Origin of the sequence: Mesorhizobium sp. Pch-S (genome assembly GCF_004136315.1) — a bacterium.
Taxonomy (GTDB): Bacteria; Pseudomonadota; Alphaproteobacteria; order Rhizobiales; family Rhizobiaceae; genus Mesorhizobium.
Map to the genome: position 1 here is coordinate 5,350,057 of NZ_CP029562.1, position 18,587 is coordinate 5,368,643.

General features: G+C 63.1%; 15 protein-coding genes and 1 riboswitch. Of the genes, 6 read left to right on the plus strand and 9 right to left on the minus strand.

Annotated elements, in window-relative coordinates:
* Positions 1-91: 91 nt before the first annotated feature.
* Entirely contained in the window at positions 92-1,033 is a 942-nt protein-coding gene (locus C1M53_RS24985) for a lysophospholipid acyltransferase family protein (protein ID WP_129414684.1), read from the plus strand.
* A gap of 63 nt (positions 1,034-1,096) precedes the next feature.
* Here C1M53_RS24985 and C1M53_RS24990 read toward each other — a convergent pair whose 3' ends face one another.
* Positions 1,097-2,014, minus strand: a complete 918-nt coding sequence (locus C1M53_RS24990) for a hypothetical protein (RefSeq protein ID WP_129416361.1) — start codon at positions 2,012-2,014, stop codon at positions 1,097-1,099.
* 198 nt (positions 2,015-2,212) lie between these two features.
* Between C1M53_RS24990 and C1M53_RS24995 the strand changes: the two genes are divergently transcribed.
* A complete protein-coding gene (locus tag C1M53_RS24995) occupies positions 2,213-2,806 on the plus strand; it encodes a nitroreductase (RefSeq protein ID WP_129414685.1) in 594 nt (197 codons plus the stop codon).
* A 2-nt stretch (positions 2,807-2,808) separates the two neighbouring features.
* Here the strand turns inward: C1M53_RS24995 and C1M53_RS25000 are convergent, their stop codons facing one another.
* Complete coding sequence (locus C1M53_RS25000) at positions 2,809-3,690, minus strand: CoA ester lyase (protein ID WP_129414686.1); 882 nt, start codon at positions 3,688-3,690, stop codon at positions 2,809-2,811.
* On the minus strand, positions 3,690-4,142 hold the full coding sequence (locus C1M53_RS25005; protein WP_129414687.1) for a MaoC family dehydratase: 453 nt from the start codon (positions 4,140-4,142) through the stop codon (positions 3,690-3,692). The genes C1M53_RS25000 and C1M53_RS25005 overlap by 1 nt, the downstream gene beginning before the upstream one ends.
* 150 nt (positions 4,143-4,292) lie before the next feature.
* Between C1M53_RS25005 and C1M53_RS25010 the strand changes: the two genes are divergently transcribed.
* On the plus strand, positions 4,293-5,414 hold the full coding sequence (locus C1M53_RS25010; protein WP_129414688.1) for a DUF2336 domain-containing protein: 1,122 nt from the start codon (positions 4,293-4,295) through the stop codon (positions 5,412-5,414).
* A gap of 40 nt (positions 5,415-5,454) precedes the next feature.
* Entirely contained in the window at positions 5,455-6,291 is an 837-nt protein-coding gene (locus C1M53_RS25015) for an endo alpha-1,4 polygalactosaminidase (RefSeq protein WP_129414689.1), read from the plus strand.
* Between the two features lie 48 nt (positions 6,292-6,339).
* Here C1M53_RS25015 and C1M53_RS25020 read toward each other — a convergent pair whose 3' ends face one another.
* Positions 6,340-8,400, minus strand: coding sequence for an FUSC family protein (locus C1M53_RS25020; RefSeq protein WP_129414690.1), 2,061 nt, complete (start codon positions 8,398-8,400; stop codon positions 6,340-6,342).
* 44 nt (positions 8,401-8,444) lie between these two features.
* Complete coding sequence (gene parE / locus C1M53_RS25025; RefSeq protein ID WP_129414691.1) at positions 8,445-10,511, minus strand: DNA topoisomerase IV subunit B; 2,067 nt, start codon at positions 10,509-10,511, stop codon at positions 8,445-8,447.
* Positions 10,512-10,727: 216 nt separating this feature from the next.
* Between parE and C1M53_RS25030 the strand changes: the two genes are divergently transcribed.
* The gene (locus C1M53_RS25030) at positions 10,728-11,900 is read left to right on the plus strand and encodes a diguanylate cyclase (protein WP_165358237.1); all 1,173 of its coding nucleotides are present in this window, start codon (positions 10,728-10,730) and stop codon (positions 11,898-11,900) included.
* 145 nt (positions 11,901-12,045) lie between these two features.
* Here C1M53_RS25030 and gcvP read toward each other — a convergent pair whose 3' ends face one another.
* The 4 genes from gcvP to ald form a co-directional block, all read right to left on the minus strand.
* On the minus strand, positions 12,046-14,859 hold the full coding sequence (gcvP, locus tag C1M53_RS25035; RefSeq protein WP_207213146.1) for an aminomethyl-transferring glycine dehydrogenase: 2,814 nt from the start codon (positions 14,857-14,859) through the stop codon (positions 12,046-12,048).
* Positions 14,860-14,871: 12 nt separating this feature from the next.
* A complete protein-coding gene (gene gcvH / locus C1M53_RS25040) occupies positions 14,872-15,240 on the minus strand; it encodes a glycine cleavage system protein GcvH (RefSeq protein ID WP_101935430.1) in 369 nt (122 codons plus the stop codon).
* 6 nt (positions 15,241-15,246) lie between these two features.
* A complete protein-coding gene (gene gcvT / locus C1M53_RS25045; RefSeq protein WP_129414694.1) occupies positions 15,247-16,347 on the minus strand; it encodes a glycine cleavage system aminomethyltransferase GcvT in 1,101 nt (366 codons plus the stop codon).
* A gap of 154 nt (positions 16,348-16,501) precedes the next feature.
* Positions 16,502-16,588, minus strand: a riboswitch (glycine riboswitch).
* A 218-nt stretch (positions 16,589-16,806) separates the two neighbouring features.
* The gene (gene ald, locus C1M53_RS25050) at positions 16,807-17,922 is read right to left on the minus strand and encodes an alanine dehydrogenase (RefSeq protein ID WP_129414695.1); all 1,116 of its coding nucleotides are present in this window, start codon (positions 17,920-17,922) and stop codon (positions 16,807-16,809) included.
* Positions 17,923-18,081: 159 nt separating this feature from the next.
* Here ald and C1M53_RS25055 point away from each other — a divergent pair, with 159 nt between their 5' ends.
* Positions 18,082-18,555 (plus strand): Lrp/AsnC family transcriptional regulator, encoded by a 474-nt coding sequence (locus tag C1M53_RS25055; RefSeq protein WP_024924815.1) that lies wholly within the window; start codon positions 18,082-18,084, stop codon positions 18,553-18,555.
* Positions 18,556-18,587 lie beyond the last annotated feature (32 nt).

The following is an 18,587-nucleotide window of genomic DNA, read 5'->3' on the forward strand; positions in this document are numbered from 1 at the left end:
CGTAACGGTTTTCCGATCGGAATTGCGTAGAAACAAGGGTTAGAACGCTTCCGCGTTTCCGTAAGAAACGGGAACGCTCTGGCAACAGAACATGCTGAAGCTGAGATCGCGCGAAAGACCGTTCCCGGAACTTTCTTACGCCAATGCCGGCCAGCCGGCGTTGACGCGCTGGTTCATTCGCTCCGTCGAGGGGCTGTCGGGACGCGACCGCTTCGCTGCCCTCTATGATCTGTGGCGCCGCAACATCGTACCGACCGGCGATCGGGTGTTCGGGCGCATGCTCGACCTGATCGACGTGCGGGTCCACTGCGCCGACCAGTGGCCACCGGCCAATCTGCCGGATACGCCGCTCGTGATCGTTGCCAACCATCCTTTCGGCATTGGCGACGGCATTGCCGTGCTGTCATTGGCCGAAAAGCTTGGCCGGCCGTTCAAGGTGATGATCCACAAGGACCTGCTGCGCATCCGCGAGATGGAGCCTTATTCGCTGCCGGTCGATTTCGCCGAGACCAAGGAGGCGGTGAAAGCGAACATGGCCGTGCGCCATGAGGCGATGCGGCTGCTGAAGGAAGGGGTGACCATCGTCGTTTTCCCTGCTGGTGGCGTCGCCACCGCCCCGAAGGGTTTCGGCCGCGCCCAGGACCTGCCGTGGAAAATGTTTCCGGCACGCCTGGTGCAGGAGGCCAGGGCTTCCGTCATCCCCATGCATTTCGCTGGCCAGAACGGCCGGCTTTTTCATCTGGTCAGCGGGCCGATGAACCTGGCCGAGCGGGAAGGGCGCCTGGCGCGCTTCGTCGGCAGGGCCTCGCTGACGCTGAGGATCTCCCTGCTGATCCGCGAATTCGCCAGACTGGCCGGGCGCTCGATCGAGGTGAGGATAGGCAAGGCGCTGACGCCGGAAGAACTTGATCCGTTGCGTGACCGCAAGATTCTGCTGGCAAGGCTCTATCGCGCCGTCTTTGACCTGGCACCGGTCGAACCTGCCAAGCGGGTCAAATTGCTGCGGCGGCGGTTTCGCCGCGCTGCGGCCTGATCAGGACGAGGATCAGAGCTGTTCCGGCAAAGTACTGAGCAAGTTCCGGAAAACAGATACGCGCTAGTCGGCGCCCTCGGCCGGGTCGATTGCGGTCGCCTCCGAGGCGACAACCTCGACCTCGCCGTTCTTGCCGGCTTCGACTGTCAGGTCTTTCTGATAGATGCGGTCGCGGTTCTTGGCGATGACGGTGTAGTTGCCTTCAGCGAGCACCATCGGTGCGAAAGCGCCGACGGCTTCCTTGATCGAATCGCCGGATTCGTTGAGCACCGACCAGGAAGTGTCAGCCAGCGCTTCGCCGCCGGCTTCGCGCACCAGTTTCAAGGTGACTTCGGCGGCACGATGCTCGACCGTTGCTTCGGTCAGCTTGCCGGCTTCGACCCGGATGTCGGAACGAATGACGGCATTCACCGAGCCGTAGGTCGAGACGACATTGTAGACGCCGGCATTCAGCCGAACGACGCTGTTTGGTTGCACGTTCGGGATGATGAGGGCCTTTTCATCGTCCTTGCCGCCCCGCGACTCATAGATCGAAAACCGAAGCTTTTCGCGCGGGATGCGGATGCCGCCGGCCAGTGTCGCATCGAGCTTCAGCCCGCCGGCGTCGAGAACCATGCTTTCACGCTTGGCGTCACGCCCGACGGTGATGCGTTTGGTGGCGCCGGCGCGGCCATAGGAGGCATGCACAAGATAGCTGCCGGGCTGCAGCTGAAAAGCGGCCGTTCCGCCTTGCGCAGAGGCGACCAATGGCAATTTGCCGTCGGCGCCGGGTTCCGGACGGAAGACACGCCAGACAAGGCCGCGGGTGATCTCTTCACCCTTTTCAGTGAGCTGAGCGCTGAGCGTGATTTCGCCCTCGCCGCGTGCAAGTTGCGTACCTGCGTGCGGTGGCGCATAGGTCGAAATGCCGGGCAGTTTCAGCTTGTCGAGAGAGTCGGGATCCTTCGCGCCGGCAGGCAACGCCAGAGCCACGCCGAGCATGGCTCCCACAACGGTCAGCGAAAGACGGCGAAGCCCGACGAACATGCCTTGCGTTGAAGCCCAAGCCGGTGGCAATTTCAAGGCTGAAGAGTCTGGCGGAAGCCTTCAGGGCTCTTTTCCGGCGCATCCCGCGCCGTCGCCAGAGCAGCCGATGTCCATCGCGCGCTTCAGCCCAAACGAATTCAGGAGAACCGCGCCGTGACAAAACCCATCCTCGATTATCTTTTGACCCGAAATTCCGCGCCCATCCCCGAGTTGAAGGCGCCTGCGCCGTCGGACGCCGAAATCGCCACAATCATCGCGGCGGCTTCGCGCGTGCCGGACCACGGCAAGCTCGAGCCATGGCGCTTCATTCTCTATCGCGGAGAGGCGCGGGTGGAGGTCGGCAAGAAGCTGGCCACGCTGGCGGAGAGCCGGGAGGGACCGCTCAGCGATGTCCGCCGCGATCAGGAACTCGCGCGTTTCTCGCGGGCGCCGCTGGTGATCGGCGTGGTGTCGGTGCCGAAAGCACATCCGAAAATCCCGGACTGGGAAAAGTTCCTGTCGGGCGGCATGGCAGCGATGAACCTGATGATCGCGGCCAACGCGCTGGGCTATGGCACCAACATGATCAGCAACTGGTATTCCGACGTGCCGGAAGGGCGTGCGATCCTGGGGCTTGCACCGGATGAGCGTGTCATCGGCTTCATCCACATCGGTACATTTTCCGGCACCGCGCCGGAACGCCCAAGGCCGGATGTCTCGACGCTCTATGCCGACTATGCGGGGCCGTGGAAGGCTGATCAGCAATAAGGCTAAGTGCTGACGCCTGCTGCTTTTGCCCGCGCCAGCAGGCGTTCGGCCAGGCGCAGATGGGGACGATCGTACATCTTGCCCTCGATGCCGACGACACCGGGATTGCCGGCAGCGGCGAAGGCCGCAACGATGGCGGCCGAGCGTTCGACAGCTTCCCTGGATGGGGTGAAGGCGGCGTTGATGACCGGAACCTGTGCCGGATGGATGGCCATCTTGGCGGTGAAGCCGTCGCGCTCGGCCTCGACGCATTCGGCTTCAAAAGCGGCCATGTCGCTGAAATTCGGGAAGACGGTATCGACCGCCGCGACTTCGGCACTGGAAGCGGCAAGCAGCGTCATCGTTCGGGCGAGGCGAAAGACGTCGGTGTAGCGGCCTTGCTCGTCGCGTGCCGTGCGGGCACCGATGGCCGCGGACAGATCCTCGGCACCCCATGTCAGGCCCGAGAGGCGGCCGCTGGCGCCGGCATAACTGGTGGCTGCCAGAACGCCCGCCGCCGTTTCGGTAATGATCGGCAGGATGCGGATCGCACCATCGGCCAGGCCGGCGCGCGCCTCCTGGACACGCAGCTTGGCCGACAGTTGCTGGATATCCTGGCCGCCGTTCGATTTCGGCAACATGATGCCGTCTGGCTTTGAGCCGACGACAGCGGCGAGATCGTCGTCGGTGAGGCTGGTGGTCAGATCGTTGACACGGACATAGATGGCGGCCTTCGTATCGGCGCGGTGCCGGGCGATGAAACCGGCCGCGACTTCGCGCGCGGCCGCCTTGTTCTGTGCGGCAACCGAGTCCTCAAGGTCGACGATGACCACGTCGGTCTCCGAAGCAAAACCCTTTTCCAGTTTGCGTTCGGAATCGCCTGGGACAAACAGCAGCGATCGCATCAGGCTGGCCTCTTCAGCATCATCGCCTGCCGGAGGCATTTGGCAACAAGCACATTGTCTTGATTGTAGGCGCGGTGTTCGAGTTCGACGATGCCGCGATCGGGCTTGGACTTCGATTCGCGTACGGAGATCACGGTTGTCTCCACACGGATCGTGTCGCCATGGAAGACCGGATGCGGGAAGGTCGTTTCCTTCATGCCGAGATTCGCGACCGTGGTGCCGACAGTGAGGTCGTTGACCGCGATGCCGATCATCAGGCCGAGTGTGAACAGGGAGTTCACCAGCGGCTTGCCCCATTCGGTCCTAGAGGCGAAGTCGAAATCGATGTGCAGCGGCTGTGGATTGAGCGTCATGACCGAAAACAGCATGTTGTCGCTCTCGGTCACCGTCTTGCGCAGCGTGTGCTGGAAATTTCGGCCGACGGTGAACTCTTCCAGATAGAGACCAGGCATGGCGATCCTCCGTTTCCCGCTTGATAAGCCGAGCGGCGAAGGCTCGCAAGCTGGTTAAAAATTATGGTGAACGCTTCGTAAACCATTTCTGCCTAACGTCTTTTTCGGGTTTGCTGGGTTGTGTGCCAGCTGGGGTATGAAGCTTTGAACATGGTTGTTCCTCATTTCCTGAAATGGGTTGGTACTGCGAGGGTTTCCGAGCGCGCGGCTGCGGCGAGCGCACTGGCGAGAGCCTATGTGAACCGCGATCTTCCTTTCGAGGATCGATGTGCCGCCGAGGCGGCACTGACCCTTCTGCTTGATGACGCCTCTTCCAAGGTGCGCGCGGCCATGGCCGAGGCGCTGTCGATGAGCCATCATGCCCCGGTGCAGATCATTGCCGCGCTGGCTTCGGACCAGCCGGAGGTCGCCAGCCTTGTCCTGGCACGCTCGCCGCTGCTGACTGACGCCGACCTGATCGACCGGGTCGCCGGCGGCCAGAAAGCGACGCAGGAACTGATCGCGGACCGGCCTGCGGTGTCGATGACGGTCGCAGCGGCGATCGCCGAGATCGGCGAGGCCGATGCTTGTGTGACGCTGCTTTCCAATCCAGGCGCCGCGATCGCATCGATGAGCTATCGGCGCATCGCCGAACGGCATGGCCACGTGCCTGCGGTGCGCGAGGCACTGATCGCGCATGATACGCTGCCCGCAGACTGCCGCCATATGCTGCTGGTCAAGCTCGGCGATGCCCTGAAGGGCTCGCCGCTGGTGCTGGCGCTGATGGGCTCCGCACGCGCTGACCGTGTGTTGCGCGACGCCTGCGTAAAGGCCTCGGTCACCTTGATCGAGAGCACGCGGGCAGGGGAGCACCCGGCCCTCGTCGAGCATCTGCGCCTGCGCGGCGATCTCACCGCCGCCTTCATCATTCGCACCGTGGCGCATGGCAAGGTCGATTTCTTTGGCGCGGTCCTGGTGGCGTTGACAGGTCAATCGGAGCAGCGGGTAAGGTCACTGCTGGCAGGCGGCAACGATGTTGCGCTGCAGGCGCTGTTCACTTCCGCAGGGCTGTCGCCCGGCATGCACGGCGTCATGCTCAGGGCGCTGAAGGTGTGGCGCGAGGTTGCCAACGGCAAGCGCGTCGCCGGTGTGCAGGAAGTGAGCTGGCTGATGCTCAGGGAGATCGGGGGGCAGCAGGCTGCCGGCGATCTGGCTACACTCATAAAGTCGATCCATCTGGATGCACTGCGCCAGAACGCACGCGGTCACGCATTGGCCATCGCCGCCGCCTAGCCTGTGGCCGACGGGAATCAGCCACGGGTGACGCAGGGCCATGCATCGATCGGTCGGTATTTTGGTAGCGGGGCTCTGCATCCAGAGCGGTGGGATAGCGAGTTCTGCGGAACAAGAGGCTCGAGTAGCTCGAACATTCAAGCCGCTTCCTGCCCACGCCGTAGCGGACTATCAGCTTGGTGGCGCCTACGATCCGCCGGCGGGAACCACTGTCGTCGTGCGCGACAGTACCGCTGCGCCGGCCCAAGGCCTTTACAACATATGCTACGTCAATGGTTTTCAGACACAGCCCGGCGTGGCGTGGCCACCTCGGTTGCTGGTCAGGAACGGCAAGGGTAAGCCGCTGGTCGATCCGGATTGGCCGGATGAGCATCTGCTCGACATATCATCGGAAAAACTTCGGACTGCCGTGCTGGAGCGCCTGGCTGTCACCATTGCCGAATGTGCCCACGCGGGGTTCGATGCCGTTGAATTCGACAATCTGGACTCCTTCACGAGGTCAAGGGGCGCGCTCAAACACAAGGACGCGGTCGCTTTCGCAGAACTGCTGGTGCGTGCCGCACATGAACAGGGTCTCGCGGCAGGGCAAAAGAACACACCCCAGCTTTCCGACGGTGAGAGAAGGCGGATCGGATTCGATTTCGTGGTATCCGAGGAATGCCACCGCTACGACGAATGCTCCGCATACACGCGGTTCTACGGCGACCGGGTCATCAACATCGAGTATGTCGATGATCTTCGTGCGCCTTTTGCCGATGTCTGCGCAGATGCCGCCACGCCTCGCGACACCATTCTTCGTGATCGGGAACTCAACCCAGCGCAGCGCGCGAGCTACCGCTATGATCATTGCGTTGCGCATCGGACCGTCCGGCAATAGCCCATCCAGCCCGATGCTGCGGCGAGCTCGAGCCGAACAGCCACTGTTCTAGTCCTTGCGGAAGAAATCCGGGTAATCTTCGGCGGCGGCGGCAACCACACGCAGCGATGCAGCAACGCGCAGCGCGTCCGGCGTACCAGTCGCGGCAATCGCAGCCGCGTCCGCGCGCATCGCGGCGATGCTGGCAATCCACGCCTCATTCGGCACGCGGACAAGCAGATTGCGCGCCAGTTGCCGTAGAAAGTCGCTGACGTTCTGCGTCATGGCTGATGGCAGGCCGCCGGCTTTCTGGTCGATGCGCAGGCGAAGCAGTTCCAGCCCTACCATCACCGAAGCAACACTGCCATCGAACAGGCCTTCGCTCTTGCGACCGGCCTGCTGTACCAGCGGCATCATCTGGTTGACGCGGTCGTAGGCGAGGCTTTCGAAGGCTGAACGGCGCGGAATGCGGTCATGCAGGCACAGTCGGACCAGATCCTCACGCATGGCGCCGGCGATCCGGCGTGCGGTGGCGATCGGGTCGACGGGCAACACCACCATGAACACGCCGATGGCGATCAGGATGCCGACCAGGACCGAAATCGAGCCGGCGAAGAAGGCGGCGGGATCGTAGCTCATGCCCTGATGCGGATTGAGGAAGGCCAGGAAATTTATGGCGAAGGCGGTAGCGACGCCGACGAGACGCGGATTGGCCATGGCGAGAGCCGCGGGCACGAGGATGGGCACGACAAACAGCACGAACCAGCCAAAGCCCGGCAGTACCGGCAAGGCAAGCTGACCGACCACAAACGCAACCGGAAGCGCCAGCAACGTGCCTTTGAAAAACCCCCAGGAAACCTGTGCCGGATCCGGCCTGGACGCGAACAGGCTTGAAACGACAGCAACGAGGATCAGCGTGCCAGCCGCCTCCGACCAGTGAGTGGTCAGCCAGAAACTGGCGACAAGCATGGTGGCCACCGTGGCGCGGATGGCATTGCGCCAGGCAGCATGGTGATCGCGATGCACGATCAGCGCTGGCTGCCGGCGCTGTCGCATGGCTTTTTCCGTTGTCGGTCGCCGCACGGCATCGAGACCGCGCAATACCTCGCGCAGAGATTGCGCAAATTCGCCGGCGACGGTGAGACGGGTGATGGTCCCGACCGGATCTTCGCCTTCGTTGGCGGCGCTATCGGGAGCATGCAGGGCTTCGTTGGCAATTGTAGTGAGCCTTGCCTCCCATGGCTTTGTGTTCTCCAGGGAATTCGGTGTGTCGACGAGCTCTCCGACAAGCGCTTTCAGCTGTCCTCGTACCGGCAGGAGAGCTGCATTCTGCGGGGCGGCGTGCGCGTGCAGCATGCGCGCGGCAGACAAGGCAGAAAGCAGATGGCCAATGGTCCGCCGGACCGGGTGCGCGCGTGTCGCCACGCTTGGCGCCTCCAGCCGGGCATAAGCGCGCATTTCTCCCAGCGTCTGCGTGTCTGCGACCAGCTTGCGATAAAGAGCGTCGAGCTTGGCCGGTTCCGCGCCCGCAAAGGCGCCGCGCGTATAGGCGGCAAGATCGAGGATGCAGCGTTCCAGGCGCGCTTTGATCGCCGAGCCGGCGAGCCGCGGCAGGATCAGCCGGCTGGTGATCGCCGCACAGGCGATGCCGAGGATGATCTCCTCGCAGCGGGCGACCGCGAGGTCCGTGATCAGGTGCGGCTGGCCGAAGGCTGGCAGGCCGACGATCATCGCGGTGTAGCCGGCGAGTGCCGCGCCGTAGGCTTCGGGGTTGCGCAAGAGCGACGAGACCAGCGTGCACAGGCCGATCCAGAGCGAAAGAACCGTGACAAAGAGCCAGGGGTTGCCACCGAAGGCGAATGTGAACCCCATGGCGGCCACGGCACCGACAACCGTCCCGATCAGCCGGTAGAAGCCTTTCGCAAGCACCATGCCGGCGACCGGTTGGGCGACGATGAACACGGTCATCATTGCCCATTGCGGGTGTTCGAGCTTGAGGGCATAAGCCGCCAAAAGCGCGATCAGCCCGGCCGACGTGGTGCGCAGCGCGAAAATCCAGTCCGAGCGGGTTGGCTGAAGCGAACCGGCGAACGTCGTGCCGACCCATTCCTTCAGCTTCACCCAACTCACCACGTCATCTCCGCTCCCGGGGCGAAACCGCCGGCCGAATGCTCTCAAATGTCCAAGGCGTCAGCGGCTGCGAATTCGGCGCGCTCCTGGATGAACCTGAAGCGCGCCTCGGGCTTGGTGCCCATCAGCGCGTCGACAGCATCCTTGGTCACAGTCTCTTCGTCCAGCACATCGACCCGAAGCAAGGTACGCTTCCTTGGATCCATGGTGGTTTCCTTAAGCTGGCTCGCCATCATTTCGCCAAGACCCTTGAAGCGGCCGAGCTCGACCTTGCCACGACCGGTGAATTCGGTGCGCAGCAATTCGTCCTTGTGCGCATCGTCGCGGGCGTAGGCGATCTTGCCGCCCTGACGCAGCGAATAGAGTGGCGGCACGGCCAGGAAGAGGTGACCGCCGCGGATCAGGTTGGGCATTTCCTGATAGAAGAAGGTGATCAGCAGCGAGGCGATGTGGGCACCGTCGACGTCGGCGTCGGTCATGATGATGACGCGGTCGTAACGCAGGTCCTCGTCGCGGTATTTCGAGCGCGTGCCGCAGCCGAGCGCCTGGACGAGATCCGAAATCTGCTGGTTGGCGGCCAGCTTGTCGTTGCCGGCGCTGGCGACGTTCAGGATCTTCCCCCGCAGCGGCAGCACCGCCTGTATCGCACGATCCCGCGCCTGCTTGGCTGAACCACCGGCCGAGTCACCCTCGACGATGAACAGTTCCGCGCCCGCCGCCGCATTCTGCGTGCAGTCCGCGAGCTTGCCTGGCAGGCGCAGCTTGCGCACGGCGCTCTTGCGCGACACTTCCTTTTCCTGGCGCCGGCGCACGCGCTCATCGGCACGGGCGATCACCCAGTCGAGCAGCTTCGAGGCTTCCTGCGGGTTGTCCGCCAGCCAGTGGTCGAACGGGTCGCGCAGCGCGGTTTCGACGATGCGTACCGCTTCAACCGTAGCCAGCTTGTCCTTGGTCTGGCCAACGAATTCCGGCTCGCGGATGAAGACAGAGAGCATGCCGGCAGCCGAAATCATCACGTCTTCCGAGGTAACGATGGACGCGCGCTTGTTGCCGACCAGATCCGCATAGGCGCGCAGGCCGCGCGTCAGCACGTTGCGGAAGCCCATCTCATGGGTGCCGCCTTCGCCCGTCGGGATGGTATTGCAGTACGAGTTGAGGAAGCCGTCGCCGCCATACCAAGTGACTGCCCATTCCACGGAGCCGTGGCCGCTCTGCTTCTCGCTCTTGCCCGAGAAGATCTCGCGCGTGACCTGCATCTCGTCGCCGAGCGAAGCTTTCAGATAGTCGCCGAGGCCGCCGGGAAAGTGGAATTCCGCCTTGGCCGGCGTCGAATCCTTGTCCTTGATCAGCGATGGATCGCACGACCAGCGAATGTTGACGCCGCCGAACAGATAGGCCTTCGAGCGCGCCATGCGGTAGATTCGCGCCGGTTCGAAATGCGCACCCTTGCCGAAGATATCGGCGTCGGGATGAAAGCGGGTTCGCGTGCCGCGCCGGTTCTGGACGTCGCCGAGGAATTCGAGTCCGCCCTGCGGGATGCCGCGCGAGAAGCGCTGGCGATAGAGTTTGCGTCCACGCGCGACCTCGACTTCGAGGTCATCGGACAGTGCGTTGACCACCGACACGCCGACGCCATGCAGGCCGCCGGATGTTTCGTAGACCTTGGAATCGAACTTGCCGCCGGCATGCAGCGTCGTCATGATCACTTCGAGCGCCGACTTATCCTTGAACTTGGGGTGCGGGTCGATCGGAATGCCGCGTCCGTTGTCGGTGACGGTGAGGTAGCCGTCAGCACCGAGTTCCACCTCGATGAAGGTGGCATGCCCGGCGACTGCCTCGTCCATCGAATTGTCGATGACTTCGGCGAAGAGATGGTGCAGCGCCTTCTCGTCGGTGCCGCCGATATACATGCCCGGCCGGCGCCTTACCGGTTCCAGTCCTTCCAGAACCTCGATATCGGCTGCACTGTAGCCTTCGCTGCCATCCTTGGCGGCGCTGTTCTGCGTGCGCTTGGCAGCCTGCACGAGCGGATCCGCAGGCCGCGAACTGGTGCGTGGCTGCTGTTGTGGCTGCTTGTCAGGATTGCCGAAAAGATCGTCCATTTCGTCCATGCGCTTTGAAAACGAATCAGGGAGTGATACTGCCATGTTTTGTGGGCTGGATCACAGCAGTTCGTGTTCCGTTCATGGCTTGCGCGTGCTCTACTCCGAATAGAGACGTCTCGTAAACCATCTGGCGACTTTCTCCTGAGCGTTCGAGCCGGGTTGCCGCAAAATGGGCGATGATGGCGTACAATGTACGCTGTTGTGATAGCGGGGAAGCGAACAATGCTGGACTATCAGTCCTTGCTGCTGGCGGCAGCATTGTCCGGCACCTGTCTCAGCATTACGATGCTGGTGATCTGGAGCGCGATGCGGCAGAGCCACTATTTCCTGACGGCCGCGGTCGGCCTGATCGTGGTGGCCGCGCACGTCATTGCCTTCTGGCGATACACCAACGATCCGCAACCCTGGATCGGAGCGCTGCTGATGGCCCTTCTGCCCAGCGGTTTCGCACTGGTCCTGGTTGCTGCTGGCCAATTCTACGGGCACATCCACATCGCGCGAAAGGTGTTGGCCGTCGTCGCTGCATCTGTCCTTTCGACCACCTTCCTGATGATGGTGGGCCTCGATGGCGCCGCCTTCATGGTCGAATATGCTTTTGCCTCCGCGCTGCTGGTGTGGGTCGGCTGGGTTTTCTGGCAGGCCCGCGAGGAGTTTCCGGCGCTCATCACCTTGATGACCGTACTGTTCGCGATCTGCGCCGTCTCGTTTGCCTTGTGCGGCCTGGTGCTCCTGTTCAACGGCAGCTGGGTGCTGGGCAAGGCGCCTGACAACTGGGCCGAGCGCGTCAACATCATCGTTTCCGTGGCATGTCTCACCGCGCTTGGCGCACTGCCCATGACCATGCACAATCTGCGGATGGCGGCCCGGCACCGCAACGAAGCGCTGACCGATCCGCTGACCGGCCTGCAGAACCGCCGCGCCCTGGTGGACGGCTACCCGGACAAGGCCTTCGGCGAGGAACTGGCGGTCGTGATGTTCGATCTCGACCATTTCAAGAATACCAATGATGTCTACGGTCATTCCGCCGGCGATGAGGTGCTGAAGCGCTTCGCCGATGTCATCAGGGCGAATTTGCGCGCCGGGGACAGCGCATTTCGCCTCGGTGGCGAGGAGTTCGCGCTGGTGATCGCGCGTGTCGAAGGCAACTACGTCGAGGCTGCTGCCCGCAACATCCTGGCGGATTTCGCCGGACAGGAAATTCACACGCAAATCGGCGTGCTGCGTTGTACCGTGAGTGCCGGCGTCGCCTTCGGTTCGATGAAGAAGGCCACGCTGACGGAGATGCTGACCCGTGCCGATCGGGCACTCTATCAGGCCAAGCGCGCCGGCCGTAACAGGGTCGTGGTCGACGGCTGGATCACGGAGTCGACGCGGCGGCCGGCGCTGCGCGCCTAGAGCGTTCCGCTGAACGCTCCAGCTCTTTGTTTTTACGCAATTCCGGACGCGAAAAACGCCAGGCGCTTTGCTGGACTGGCTGGAATGCTGCAACCCCCTCGCAACTTTTTGCGAGGGGGTTGCATAGGCCAGATACCAGGGTGCCTTATTCGGCAGCGCCGAGATATTCAGACAGCGGCGGGCAGGAGCAGACGAGATTGCGGTCACCTGCCACATTGTCGATACGGGATACCGGTGGCCAGTATTTGGCAGCGGTATCCGGATCTGCTGCCGGGTAGGCCGCTTCCATCCGCGTGTAAGGATGAGCCCAGTCGCCAGCAAGCGTCTCGGTTGCAGTATGCGGGGCATTGACCAGCGGATTGTCTTCCTTCGGCCATTCACCCCTGGCAACCTTGGCGGCCTCGTTGGCGATCGAAATCATCGCCTCGCAGAACCGGTCGAGCTCATGCTTGGGCTCGGACTCGGTCGGCTCCACCATCAGCGTGCCGGCCACCGGCCAGGACATGGTCGGCGCATGGAAGCCATAGTCGATGAGCCGCTTGGCGACGTCGTCGACGGTGATGCCGGCGCTGTCTTTCAGCACCCGCGTGTCGAGGATGCACTCATGCGCGACACGCCCGTTGGCGCCCTTGTAGAGCACTGGATAGTGCCCCTCGAGCCGCTTGGCGATGTAGTTGGCCGACAGGATTGCAGCTTCCGTCGCCTGCTTGAGGCCCTGAGCGCCCATCATGCGGATGTACATCCAGGTGATCGGCAGGATCGACGCACTGCCGTAGGGCGCTGCCGAGACCGGGTAGTCCGTGCCGAGGTCGATGTGTCCGGGCAGGAACGGTGCCAGGTGCGACTTGACGCCGATCGGCCCGATGCCGGGACCGCCGCCGCCATGCGGGATGCAGAAGGTCTTGTGCAGGTTCATGTGACAGACGTCGCCGCCAATGTCGCCGGGACGGGCGAGACCGACCAGCGCATTGAGGTTGGCACCGTCGAGATAGACCTGGCCGCCATTGTCGTGGATCAGCTGGCACAACTCCTTCACGCCTTCCTCGAACACGCCATGCGTCGAAGGATAGGTGATCATCAGGGCGGAGAGGTTGGCGGCATGGGCGGCCACCTTGGCGCGCATGTCCTCCATGTCGATGTCGCCGCTTTCCATGCAGCGCACCACCACCACTTCCATGCCCGCCATTGCCGCGCTGGCCGGATTGGTGCCGTGCGCGGAGGAGGGGATGAGGCAGATATTGCGGTGCGACTCGCCGCGCGAGGCGTGGTAGCGGCGGATGGCCAGCAGGCCGGCATATTCACCCTGGCTGCCTGCGTTCGGCTGCAGCGAGACTGCCTGGAAGCCGGTGATTTCCGCCAGCCAGCGCTCGAGATCATCGGTCATCGCCTTGTAGCCCTTCGAGTGCGCCTTTGGCGCGAACGGATGCATGTTGGCGACACTCGGCCAGCTCACCGGGATCATCTCGGCGGCGGCGTTGAGCTTCATGGTGCAGGACCCGAGCGGAATCATGGTGCGGTCGAGCGCCAGGTCCTTGTCCGCCAGCTTGCGCAGCAAACGCATCATGTCGGTTTCGGAGCGGTTCTGGTGGAAGACCGGCTGCGACAGGAAACCTTGCACGGTGCGCTTGCCCGGCAACTGGCGTTCCGCCTTGTCGGCAACCGTCGCGCCGAACAAAGCGGCGATCGCCTGCAGGTCGGCTTCGGTCGAGGTCTCGTCGAAGCAGATGCCGACGAGGTCGTCGTTCACCATGCGCAGCAGCCGCCCGTCGGTCTGGGCTTCCTTGGCTTTCGCCTTGGCCTGCCCCTTCAGTTCGACTGTCACCGTGTCGAAGCGGCTGTCGCCGAGGACGGTGTGTCCCTTGGCCTTGAGGGCCGCGGCCAGCCGCGCAGTGAGGCCGTGGACATGCTCGGCGATGCTCTGCAGGCCTTCCGGGCCGTGCCAGATGGCATAGGCGGTCGCCATGTTGGCCAGCAATGCCTGTGCGGTGCAGATGTTGGAGGTCGCCTTGTCGCGGCGGATGTGCTGCTCGCGCGTCTGCAGGGCAAGGCGGAAGCCTGGCCGGCCCTTGGTGTCGACCGACTGGCCGACCAGGCGGCCGGGCATCAGGCGGGTCAGCTTGTCGGAGACGGCGCAATAGGCTGCGTGCGGGCCGCCGAAACCGATCGGCACGCCGAAGCGCTGCATGGATCCGACGGCGATGTCGGCGCCAAGGCTGGCCGGCGTGTCGCTGACCGCGAGAGCCAGCGGGTCGGCGACGAAGATGACGACCACGCCTGCGGCCTTCGCTTCAGCGATCTTGGCCGAATGGTCGCCATAAACGCCATAGGTGTCCGGCCATGCAACGACGAGGGCTGCGGTGTTTTCGTCGATTGTGTCGCCGTCGACCTCGATGCCGAGCGGCTCGGCGCGGGTGACAACGACATCGCGGGTCTGCGGATGCAGCTTGCCGGCGAAGGCCACCTTGGGGCGCTTATCGCGGTGATGGCGGAAGGCCATGCCGACTGCTTCCGCAAGTGCGGTCGCCTCATCCAGCAGCGAAGCGGATGCCACCGGCAGGCCGGTCAATTCCGTCACCAGCGTCTGGAAATTGAACAGCATCTCCAGGCGGCCCTGGCTGATCTCGGCCTGATAGGGCGTATAGGCAGTGTACCAGGCCGGATTCTCGAACAGGTTGCGCAGGATCACCGGTGGTGTGTGCGTGCCGTGATAGCCGAGGCCGACGAAGCTCTTCAGAACGACGTTGGTCGACATTTTCTCGGCAAGTTCGGCCAAGGCTTCCGCCTCGGAAGCGGCGGCCGGCAGGTCGAGCGGACGGTCGAGCCGGATCGACTTCGGCACGGCCTGCGAGATCAGCGTTTCCACGGACGGTACGCCAATGGTGGCCAGCATGGAACGAGCGTCGGTCACGCTCGGCCCGATATGCCGGGTTGAAAAGGGATAAGGAGCAGCGGTCATGATTTCACGTCCTGCTTAGCCGATATGGGCTTTGTAGCCGGCTTCATCGAGAAGTCCGGCAAGCTGACCTTCATCAGCGAGCTTCATCTTCCAGAGCCAGCCGTCGGTGGTGGCGGCGGAGTTGACCAGTGCCGGATCGCCGGAGAGCGCACCGTTCACTTCGGTAATCTCGCCATCGAGCGGCGCATAGACGTCCGAAGCCGCCTTGACCGACTCGACCACGACAGCGGTGTCGCCCTTGGCAAGCTTACGACCGACTTCCGGCAGGTCGACGAAGACCAGATCGCCGAGCTGTTCCTGGGCATAGTCGGTGATGCCGACGGTAGCGACGTTGCCGTCGACGCTCAGCCACTCGTGATCTTCGGTGAAATAGGTCTTGGCCATTGCAAATTATCCTTTGCGGTAATGGTGAGGCGTGAAGGGAAGGGCGCTGACCTCGATTGGAACCCTGGTTCCGCGAACGTCGGCGAACAGCTTGGTGCCGGCTTTGGCCAGCGCAGAAGAAACGTAACCCATGGCGACCGGATGGCCGGCAGACGGGCCGAACCCACCTGAGGTGACAGTGCCTGCGGGATTGCCATCGGCGTCGAACAAGGCGGCGCCACCGCGTACCGGCTGGCGACCTTCGGGCTTCAGGCCGACGCGTTTTTGTTTGGCACCCTTTTCGACGATGGCGCGCAGTGCCTCGGCGCCGATGAACGTCCCGGACGCGCGGATTTCCTTCGGTACCGCCCACATCAGGGCGCCGCTTGCCGGATCCGTATCCGGGCTGATGTCGTTGCCGTGCAGACAGAGGCCGGCTTCCAGCCGCAGGCTGTCGCGGGCGGCAAGCCCGATCCACATGGCGCGCTCGTCGGCCAGCAGTTGCGTGACCAGTACGCGCGCATCGGCTTCCGGCAGGCCGATCTCGAAACCGTCCTCGCCAGTATAGCCGGAACGGCTCATGAACCAGTTCGGCCTCGGCTCGAAGCCATGCATGAAGGTGAGCGTGCTGCCGTCGACGCCGGCTTCCGCCAGGACGGCCTCGGCCTCGGGGCCCTGGATGGCGAGGAAGACACGGTCGAGCGGTTCGACCCTCGCGTCGAAATCCCTGGCCAGTGCCTTGAGATGCGCTTCGTCGGCAACCGCGTTGCCGGCATTGGCGACGACCATGAAGCGCTCGGCCCCCAACCGCGTGACGATCAGGTCATCGAGGATGCCAGCCTGGTCGTTCAGAAAGAAAGTGAGCTTCGACTGCGAGACTTCCAGCGCCGCAGCGTCGATCGGGCAGGCGCGGTTGAGCAGGGACGCGGCACCGGGACCGCTTACTGCAAACAGCTTCATATGCGAGATGTCGAACAGGCCGACATGCTCGCGTGTGTGCTGGTGTTCCTTCATGACGCCGGCCGGATAGGTCAGCGGCATGGACCAGCCGGCAAAGGCACCGAATTTGGCGCCCGCTGCCTGATGCAGATCTTCGAGTGGAAGGGTCTTGGTGGCTTCGCCCGTCATGTCTTCTCCAGAACAGCACGATGGTCGGCCGCTGGATGCGACCGCTCCGTGCCCCTCTGTCTGAAGCCTGAGAGACTCGCGCCCCGGAACCCTGTCGGAAGCGCTTACACCTTCGGCGCGAGGGTTTTGGTGCCCTCGACTTTCCAGAGTGTCTTTCCCGTTTACGGTTCTTTTGCCTGAGAGATTTCGGGCGATTTCCCCTTCGGCGGCAGCTCGCGCTGCTCTCTCCCGCAAACAGGTGGAGCTCCTCGCGAAGCCCCAGACGACTCATCCTTAGCCCGACCGCGACGGATTGTCACCTCTTCGCGACAGATTTTGTCGAGGCTTGAAACATCGCCGGCGGCCTTTGCACGGGAACGTGATTGCACGAGCCGGCCTCCGCGCAAAAAAAGAACCGCCGAAACGAGAACGCTCCGGCGGCACTGGGAGGAAATCAGGACGGCGTTCGTCGCCTTGTGATTAGGCAGCGAGGACGGCCTTCGGCTCGACCATCTCGTAGCCGAGCGCTTCGGCAACGGCCTTGTTGGTGATCTTGCCCTTGTGGACATTGAGGCCGTTGCGCAGGTGGTGGTCGTCAAGGATGGCCTTCAGGCCCTTGTCGGCCAATTGCAGGCCGTAATGCAGGGTGGCGTTGTTCAGCGCATGCGCCGAAGTGACCGGCACGGCGCCCGGCATGTTGGCCACGCAATAGTGGATGATGTCGTCGACAACATAGGTCGGCTCGGCATGGGTGGTGGCGTGCGAGGTCTCGAAACAGCCGCCCTGGTCGATGGCGACGTCGACAAGCACGGCGCCCTTCTTCATGCCCGACAGCATCTCGCGGGTCACCAGCTTGGGGGCTGCTGCGCCCGGGATCAGCACTGCACCGACGATGATGTCAGCCGAGAAGCATTCTTCTTCCAGCGCTTCGACGGTCGAATAGCGTGTGTGAACGCGGCCACCAAAAATGTCGTCGAGATAGCGCAGACGCGGGATGGAGCGGTCGAGGATGGTCACGTCGGCACCAAGGCCTGCAGCCATCTTGGCCGCATGGAGGCCGACGACACCGCCGCCGATGACCGCGACCTTGCCCGGCAGCACGCCAGGAACGCCGCCGAGCAGCACGCCACGGCCACCATTGGCCTTTTGCAGCGCGGTCGCACCAGCCTGGATCGACAGGCGGCCGGCCACCTCGGACATCGGCGCTAGCAGCGGAAGACCGCCGCGGTCGTCGGTTACGGTCTCGTAGGCAACGGCGGTGACGCCGGAAGCAAGCAGTCCCTTGGTCTGTTCTGGATCGGGAGCGAGGTGGAGATAGGTATACAGGATCTGGCCTTCGCGCAGCTGCACCCATTCGTTCGGCTGTGGCTCCTTGACCTTGACGATCATGTCGGACTTGGCGAACACGTCCGCGGCGGTCTTGGCGATGGCCGCGCCTGCCGCGCGGTATGCATTGTCGTCCGCGCCGATGCCGGCACCTGCGCCGGTCTCGACCAGCACCTCATGGCCATGGGCGACATATTCACGAACCGAACCCGGCGTCAGGCCGACCCGATATTCATGGTTCTTGATTTCCTTGGGGCAACCGACGCGCATGTTGGGTGATCTCCTCTTGGCCCTGTTGGGCCTTCTCCCTGTAAGAGGAACAGTGAACCACCAATCGGGTTGCATGTGTTTGCGAATGCGCTTGCTGGTGAGGTCTCAATTCGATAATCGTTGCGTAAAATCATCACTTTTTCGCAGGAACCGCGAAGAATGCCACTCGACAAGATTGATATCGCTATTCTCGACACGCTTCAGAAGGACGGCCGGATACCCAATGCGGCACTCGCCGAAAGGGTTGGCCTGTCGCAGTCGGCCTGCTCGCGCCGGCTCGACAATCTGGAAAAATCCGGTGCCATTCGCGGCTATCATGCGCGCCTGTCGAACGCAGCTCTCGGCCATCAGATGACGGCCATCGTGCATATATCGCTGTCCGGTCAGTTCGAGAAGACGCTGTCGGATTTCGAGACGGCGATCAAACGATGTCCGAACGTGCTCTCCTGCCATCTGATGTCAGGCGAATATGACTATATCCTGCGCATCGCGGCACGCGATCTGGCCGACTATGAACGCATCCACAAGGAATGGCTGTCGGCTATGCCGCATGTCACGAAAATCAACTCGTCCTTTGCATTGCGCGAAATCGTCGACCGCACGGCCATGGGATTGAAGCCGGAAATGGCCTAGCCGGCAAAACCAGTTTGAATCTCACGACTGCT

Coding starts and splice junctions, on each gene's coding strand:
- C1M53_RS24985 (WP_129414684.1), top strand. CDS start 92: ATGCTGAAGCTGAGATCGCGCGAAAGACCGTTCCCGGAACTTTCTTAC.
- C1M53_RS25010 (WP_129414688.1), top strand. CDS start 4,293: ATGGTTGTTCCTCATTTCCTGAAATGGGTTGGTACTGCGAGGGTTTCC.
- C1M53_RS24990 (WP_129416361.1), bottom strand. CDS start 2,014: ATGCTCGGCGTGGCTCTGGCGTTGCCTGCCGGCGCGAAGGATCCCGAC.
- C1M53_RS25000 (WP_129414686.1), bottom strand. CDS start 3,690: ATGCGATCGCTGCTGTTTGTCCCAGGCGATTCCGAACGCAAACTGGAA.
- C1M53_RS25005 (WP_129414687.1), bottom strand. CDS start 4,142: ATGCCTGGTCTCTATCTGGAAGAGTTCACCGTCGGCCGAAATTTCCAG.
- C1M53_RS25055 (WP_024924815.1), top strand. CDS start 18,082: ATGCCACTCGACAAGATTGATATCGCTATTCTCGACACGCTTCAGAAG.
- parE (WP_129414691.1), bottom strand. CDS start 10,511: ATGGACGAAATGGACGATCTTTTCGGCAATCCTGACAAGCAGCCACAA.
- C1M53_RS25030 (WP_165358237.1), top strand. CDS start 10,728: ATGCTGGACTATCAGTCCTTGCTGCTGGCGGCAGCATTGTCCGGCACC.
- gcvH (WP_101935430.1), bottom strand. CDS start 15,240: ATGGCCAAGACCTATTTCACCGAAGATCACGAGTGGCTGAGCGTCGAC.
- C1M53_RS25015 (WP_129414689.1), top strand. CDS start 5,455: ATGCATCGATCGGTCGGTATTTTGGTAGCGGGGCTCTGCATCCAGAGC.
- gcvT (WP_129414694.1), bottom strand. CDS start 16,347: ATGACGGGCGAAGCCACCAAGACCCTTCCACTCGAAGATCTGCATCAG.
- ald (WP_129414695.1), bottom strand. CDS start 17,922: ATGCGCGTCGGTTGCCCCAAGGAAATCAAGAACCATGAATATCGGGTC.